The sequence below is a fragment of the Armatimonadota bacterium genome (genome assembly GCA_017993055.1).
Classification (GTDB): Bacteria; Armatimonadota; UBA5829; order DTJY01; family DTJY01; genus JAGONM01.
This window is the reverse complement of record JAGONM010000072.1, coordinates 1-6,237: the sequence shown is the minus strand read 5'-3', so window position 1 is coordinate 6,237 and position 6,237 is coordinate 1. Positions and strand designations below refer to the sequence as shown.

The window sequence follows — 6,237 nt, the reverse complement described above, 5'->3', positions numbered from 1 at the left end:
TCTCGGACTTCAATACCGGACTGCGATAGGTTTTTCTCATAGCTATTCCTCTCCGCATGGTGATCCGCCGGCTCAACCGCGTTTCTCGAACATATCCCGGCACGCCCGTGCCTGCCTGCAGGCCTCGCTCGACGGACCCAGCATGTCGCCGTCCTCCAGGTCGGCGAGCCCCGGACACCTGAAACAGTAGGGAAGCAGCTCGCATGATCCGCAGACCGCCAAGTCCCTGAGCCTGACATCCCTGATGCGGCTCAGTTCCTCCGAGCCTCGCCAGATTGCAGGAAAGTCCTTTTCCCTGATATTTCCAACTGCGCGCAGGAACTGCACGCAGGGATACACGTCCCCGTACGGGCTGATGCAGCAGGTCGTCAGCCCCGCATTGCACTGATGGCAGTCCGCCGCCTCGCGGAAATCCTCCGCCGTCAGCGTCTCCGCGAGCAGATCGAGCATTTCCGCACGGTTGCGCTCCATGAAGTCGGCGAGCTGCCCATCGCGCAGCCGGTGGGCGTGGGCCGAGCACCCTCCGTCCTGGCTCGCGCTCACCGTGATGTCGGTCAGGCAGTCCGCGCCGAGTTCCTGTGCAAGCGCCTTGATCCGCTCGTAGTCGGCGTAGTTCTCCCGGGTCAGCAGGCTCTTCAGCGTCACCGGGACGCCTTCTTCACGCAGTAACCTTACCCCGTTCAACGCTCCGTCAAACGAGCCCGGAACGCGAGTGACCCGGTCGTGCCCGTCGGCGTCGGCCGCATGTATCGAGACGTCAACGTTGAACGGGTAGAGACCCGCTATCAGCTTGGACGCATACGCGTCCACGAGTGTTCCGTTGGTCTTCAGTTCGAGGGCCAGACCCCGACCCCGCGCGTGCCGCGCTATCTCAGGGAAGTCCTCCCTGCAGAGTATCTCGCCGCCCGAGAGCGTGAGGAACATGCAGCCCTCGGACTGCAGCCCGTCTATCGTGCGGCACACCTCGTCCAAACCGAGTTCCGCGCCCTCGCGGCCGATGCAGTAGCAGAAACCGCATCCCAGGTTGCACCGGTATGTCAACTCGAAGATCGCCCTGATCGGCCGGCTCTCCTCTGTGCCGGATTCGATCAGCCGGTCCAGTATGCTGTTACCCGGCCCGAAATCAACGCTCATTCGGCCTCTGCGCCCGAACTCCGGATCAGGCCGGCCAGCCTGAGCTCGCCGATAAACCTAGAGACGTCTTCAGCGGCGCGTTCCGGGGCCACCTCGTATTGCGCCACCACCATCTCTGCAAGATTCGTGCCAGTCCGACACCCGTCTATCGAGTTCCAGATAAATGTCTCGACATCGCCGAGATGATGGAGCATCATCCCGCCCAGTTCGAGCACGTAGCACTCCTCTTCCCGCCCGTGGACCGCTATCTTCTCGCTCTTCGCGACCGGTTCATTCATCTTCGAGGCCGTCTATCATCGCAAGAAACTCCGAATCCTTCCTGAAGGACATCTCTCTGCACGGCACCGAGGACGCCAGGTCGCAGCAGACCTCGAAGGCGGCCGGCATCAGACTCGAGGCTTCGCCGAAGAAAACGACCGACCTCATGAGATGCGTGAGCGCGGCTCGATTCTCCAGCAGCGCCAGCCCGTTCTCTCTAGCCTGCTTCAGGAAGTACAGCCCTCTCACGGGCGCCCGATAGTTCTCCGCCGTGCCGAGGTCCCCGTGGAACGGGGTGCCGTACACCGTCCAGCCGGACCCGGATCGCCTGAGAAGGGAAATCTCGTCGCTCAACACGGTGCATCCCGCGTCGCGGCAGATGCCGGCTACGGTCGATTTCCCGCTCCCGGATACCCCCGGAAACACCAGGCCCTCACCGTCCCTGGCCACCGAGGCGCTGTGGACGAGCAACCCCCCTCGGCTCACCGCCAGCAGGGAGTAGCAGACCCTGAGGAAGCAGTCGAACCCCACGATCGCGTATTCGGGCCAGTTCAGCTTCACCTCGGCCCGCCCCGAAGGGAGGTCTATCACCCCGTCGAAATCGCCGCGCGAGACGCGGATCACGCCGTCTTCGACGCCGACTTCGATATCGGGAAGCAGCATGAACTCGGCATCAGGGTCGATCGCGGCGCGGACCTCCAGGTCCGTCGAACGCCCGCACTCACTGTGCAGGAACGCATCGTACCTGGACCTCGCGGCCTCGGCCAGCGCACGTTCGTCGGGGATAAGACCCGACACGACATCGCCAATAGCAAGGAGCAGCCAATCGTTCTCGGTGTTCTGAGGCTTCACGGCTGCTCCTGAGAAAGAGTGCTGCACCCTATAACGCGACTGCGACACACGCAGCGCGCCCAAGAAACATTACCTAGACCTGCGCCTCTTAAGAAAAGCACCGCCCACTCCGGTCACGCCGATCGCAAGAGCCGCTAGACTACCCGGCTCGGGCACGCAGAGCGGCATGAAGACCGGCACCTGCTCCTGATGCCCATCGTCCCAGGTGATCGTCGTCATGATCTGCTGGAACTGCACGGGATGCACGAAATTCTCCTCGCGGAACGATGTCTGCGAGAGAAGCGGACCCTGACTCGGCGGGAGCGGCCAGGAGCCATAGCACGGGTCGTTGCCGGGGTCGGACATCACGACCCCCGGGCACCCCGGCCACAGCGGGGTGAACGTCCAACTCACGATCCAGTGGTCTGTGGAGTTGTTCTCGAGATAGAAATCGTACCACCAGTCCGTATAAGTGTACCCATCGGACTCGCCCGGCGACTGCACCAGCGACTCGTACGTAAACCCGTAGCCGGGGCCGTTCGACGACGGAGCCGTGGAGTAGTTGTTCAGAAACCACGTCTGAACCGGGCCAGCGGAAACCGGCGCCGCCGCAACGCAGCACGCGAGAAGCAGCGCGACAACGAAAGCGATTCGGGATGGCATCTCTTGATCTCCTTCCGGAAGCACCGCATGTATTGTGTTCTCTGCGGTTTTACTCACTTCGCATGATAGCCCAGATCGCTCGATCCGTCAAGGGGATGCGGCGACCTTTTGCGAAAACTGGTAAATTTACCTGCGTCTCGTGCTGATAATCGTTCTGGGAGGATGTCTCCGGCCCATCCCGGATTCCGTGCCACTTGACGGCGTGCGAATACTGCACTATAATGAGTGGCATCCAGCGCACGGCTGATGCCGTTTGAAACGGCGGTACACCGGTAACACAATGCGAACTTCCGCTCTCGAATCCTCCGATTTCTCGTTCAACGACGTGGCGGACATCCTGCGCAGACGCAAAGGCATAATGCTCGCCTGCCTCGCCGCCGCGCTGCTGGCAGGCGCGGCGGTGACGCTGCGGGCCCCACGGCTCTACGTCGCCACGAGCCAACTCGTCTTCCTGCGCCCGTCATACACCGTGCTCCTCAGCGACAAGGTGCTCACCCCGCCGCAGTACGAAGAGAAGTCCACGCAGGTCTACCTGCTGAAGAGCAGGACCGTGGCTGACGAGGCCGCGAGCCTCATGAGGGCGAAGGACGTCGAAGTGAGCGGAGCGCAGGTCCGAGGCGCTCTAAAGATCAAGGACGTAACCGACACCGAGATTATGGAGATCTCGGCGCAGACTGACGATCCGAAGATGTCGGCGATGATGGCGAACTCCGTGGCGGAGGCGTTCGTGTCGTACAAGAGGCGGGCGCGCAGGGGCACGGCGTCCGCCGGCATCGAAGACCTGCGCGATCAGATGGAGGCCGCCAGGAAGGAACTCACGCGCCGCGAGAAGGATCTCTCCGCATTCCTGCGTGGCGTAGGCTTCACCGACGTGAAGAAGGCGGGTGGAGCGATCCAGGACCAGATCATAGCATTTGAACTGCAGTTGGCGAAGGACATCGTCGCAAGGGATGAGGCACGGAGCCGCGCCAATGAACTGGCGAGGCAGGTCGGGATCCAGAACAGGGCGATCGCGGAAACCGGCATCCTGCGCGACAACGAGGCGATACAGGCGTTGCAGGCCAAGCTGATAACTCTGGAGATGGAACTCGCGTCGGCCGAGCAGAAATACACCGCCAAGTACCCGGGGACACTCGAAGACCTGAGGAGGTCGGTCGCGGACACCAAGGGCAGGCTGAAGAAGGAGATAGAGAACATAGTCGCCCACGATGCGGGCGCGCTGGAGGTCCAGCAGAACTACGCCTCCCAACTCGCGCAGCAGGAGATGGAATACCTTGCCGCGGCCGCGAGATGCGAGGGGCTGACACGGGTGCTCGCCGAGCGCAAGGCGAAGCTCGCCGGCATGCCGAAACTCGAGATGGACATACTGCACATCATGCGGGAGGAGGCCGCCGCCGAGCAGATATACACCACGCTCCTCGGTAGCTACGAGGCCGCCAAGGCCGACCAGACGCGCCAGACCGACATCGTACAGGTCACCGAACTGGCGACTACGCCGACGAGCCCGGTCAGCCCGAAGCCGCTGCGAAATATGACCTACGCCCTGATCGTGGGGATCGTTCTCGCCCTGTCCGCCGGCCTAATACTCGATCGGCTGGACGACACCATACACTCGGCCGAAGAGGCGCGAAGGCTGCTGGGAATGCCGGTCCTCGGTCAGATTCCGCGGGCTGCGGGCTCGCACCGACTAGTCACCGACATGCACTTCAAGTCTCCGATACCGGAGGCCTACCGCACCCTCCGCGCCAACATATCGTTCGCGAGCATCGACAAGCAGGTGAAGAGCATCCTGCTGACGAGCGCCGCGCCCGGGGAGGGGAAGTCGCTTACCGCGGTCAATCTCGGGATCACTCTCGCGCAGGGCGGAAAGCGGGTGATTCTCGTGGACGCAGACCTCCGCAGGCCGTCGATCGCCGGGCTGCTGCAAATCCCACCTTCGTCAGGACTGACCGACGTTCTGATAGGCAAGACCAGCCTGGCCGAAGCCCTTCAGGACATCGGCCTGCCGAACCTGATGGTCCTTCCCACCGGGCCCCTTCCGCCGAACCCCGCGGAGACGATCGGTTCGCAGCGGATGCGGGATCTCATGAGCGAACTCAGGGAGTCCGCCGAGGTGGTCGTCTTCGATACGCCGCCATGCAACCTGGTTTCGGACAGCCTGATGCTGGCCGCGCTCGCGGACGCGACGATACAGGTCGTCGAGATGCAGTCAGTCTCTCGCAGCGTCCTGCTTCAGGCGGAGCAGTCCCTGCTCGACGCGAAGGCGACGATCATCGGCTGCGTCCTGAACGGAGTGCAGCCGTCCAGCCCGTATGCCTATACCTATTACGGCCACCCCGACGACACGGACGAGCCGCCCCGAGGGAACGGACGCGGCGGAATCCTGGCCCGTATCATCGGGCGAAGGGATGCACGTGACTAGAACCGAGCGAAAGGGCGTCGGCCGCCGGACAAGTTATCGCGGCGCGGGTCAAGAGGGCGGACGGTCAGGCTTCGATTCGGAGTTGATATTCCTCCGAGAGACCCTGTCCGGCTTCGCCGCCCGCGGCTCCGCGTGTTCGCCGCCTCGAGTCCCGGAAGGCGTCGACTGGGAGTACGTCCTCGCAAGAAGCGCCGAACACCGCATCCGGCCCATCCTGCGGTCAGTCCTGAGAGCGGGAGAGACTTCCGTGCCGGAAGATGTGCGGCGGGAGCTCGAGTCTGCGTACTTCGACACCCTGGGAACGAACCTCGCTGCACTGTCTTGGACGGAAGCGCTACTCCAGAATTTCGAGAATCTCGGCATACCGGCCGTCCCGATCAAAGGCATCTCGCACTGCCGGACGCTCTACGAAGACCCCGGACTTCGGCCGTTCTGCGACATAGACCTGCTGGTGCCACGTGACTCAGCACCCGGCGCCGCGCGGGCCCTGGAGCAGTCGGGGATGCGCATCGAGCCCGGCAACAGCCTGGACGAACTGCTCCGGATATATAATCACGCGACTTATGTGAAGGCGGACGGCGGCGGGGACGGCATACCCCTAAACGTGGAACTCCACTGGGGGTTTCACGAGTCGAGCACGCCGGCGCACTTCCACATGGAGTCCGTATGGCGGGACGCGGTACCGAGCGGCAACCATCGCAGCCTTTGTCTCGAAGATGAGCTGATATTCGGCGCGCACCACCTCTGCGAGCACCTTTTCTTCAACGCTAGCCCGGCGCTCATCTGGATACTCGACCTGGCACTAAGGCTCCGAATATCAGCGGACAGCATCGACTGGGAAGCGTTCACGACGAAGAACGAGGCTTACGGCACGTCGGCGTCCTCGGCGGTGGCTCTTATGATCCTGGAGCACCTTTTCTCGGGCCCTA

The 6,237-nt window shown here is 62.9% G+C and carries 6 protein-coding genes; 2 read left to right on the top strand and 4 right to left on the bottom strand.

What is annotated here, in order from left to right:
* Nucleotides 1–72 precede the first annotated feature (72 nt).
* The 4 genes from KBC96_15355 to KBC96_15340 all read right to left on the bottom strand — a co-directional run bounded on the left by KBC96_15355 (nucleotide 73) and on the right by KBC96_15340 (nucleotide 2,886).
* Nucleotides 73–1,134 (bottom strand): radical SAM protein, encoded by a 1,062-nt coding sequence (locus KBC96_15355; GenBank protein ID MBP6965770.1) that lies wholly within the window; start codon nucleotides 1,132–1,134, stop codon nucleotides 73–75.
* Nucleotides 1,131–1,412, bottom strand: a complete 282-nt coding sequence (locus KBC96_15350; GenBank protein ID MBP6965769.1) for a PqqD family protein — start codon at nucleotides 1,410–1,412, stop codon at nucleotides 1,131–1,133. The genes KBC96_15355 and KBC96_15350 overlap by 4 nt, the downstream gene beginning before the upstream one ends.
* Nucleotides 1,405–2,244, bottom strand: coding sequence for a hypothetical protein (locus KBC96_15345; protein ID MBP6965768.1), 840 nt, complete (start codon nucleotides 2,242–2,244; stop codon nucleotides 1,405–1,407). The genes KBC96_15350 and KBC96_15345 overlap by 8 nt, the downstream gene beginning before the upstream one ends.
* A gap of 69 nt (nucleotides 2,245–2,313) precedes the next feature.
* Complete coding sequence (locus tag KBC96_15340; GenBank protein ID MBP6965767.1) at nucleotides 2,314–2,886, bottom strand: PEP-CTERM sorting domain-containing protein; 573 nt, start codon at nucleotides 2,884–2,886, stop codon at nucleotides 2,314–2,316.
* Nucleotides 2,887–3,166: 280 nt separating this feature from the next.
* Here KBC96_15340 and KBC96_15335 point away from each other — a divergent pair, with 280 nt between their 5' ends.
* Nucleotides 3,167–5,308: a polysaccharide biosynthesis tyrosine autokinase gene (locus tag KBC96_15335; GenBank protein MBP6965766.1), complete on the top strand. Its 2,142-nt coding sequence runs from the start codon at nucleotides 3,167–3,169 to the stop codon at nucleotides 5,306–5,308.
* Nucleotides 5,301–6,237 (top strand): nucleotidyltransferase family protein (locus KBC96_15330; GenBank protein MBP6965765.1); only part of this gene is annotated, 937 nt, incomplete at its 3' end. The genes KBC96_15335 and KBC96_15330, both read left to right, overlap by 8 nt.

What these genes read in the sequence shown, in the direction of transcription:
- KBC96_15355 (MBP6965770.1), bottom strand. Translation starts at nt 1,134, where the DNA reads ATGAGCGTTGATTTCGGGCCGGGTAACAGCATACTGGACCGGCTGATC.
- KBC96_15350 (MBP6965769.1), bottom strand. Translation starts at nt 1,412, where the DNA reads ATGAATGAACCGGTCGCGAAGAGCGAGAAGATAGCGGTCCACGGGCGG.
- KBC96_15340 (MBP6965767.1), bottom strand. Translation starts at nt 2,886, where the DNA reads ATGCCATCCCGAATCGCTTTCGTTGTCGCGCTGCTTCTCGCGTGCTGC.
- KBC96_15335 (MBP6965766.1), top strand. Translation starts at nt 3,167, where the DNA reads ATGCGAACTTCCGCTCTCGAATCCTCCGATTTCTCGTTCAACGACGTG.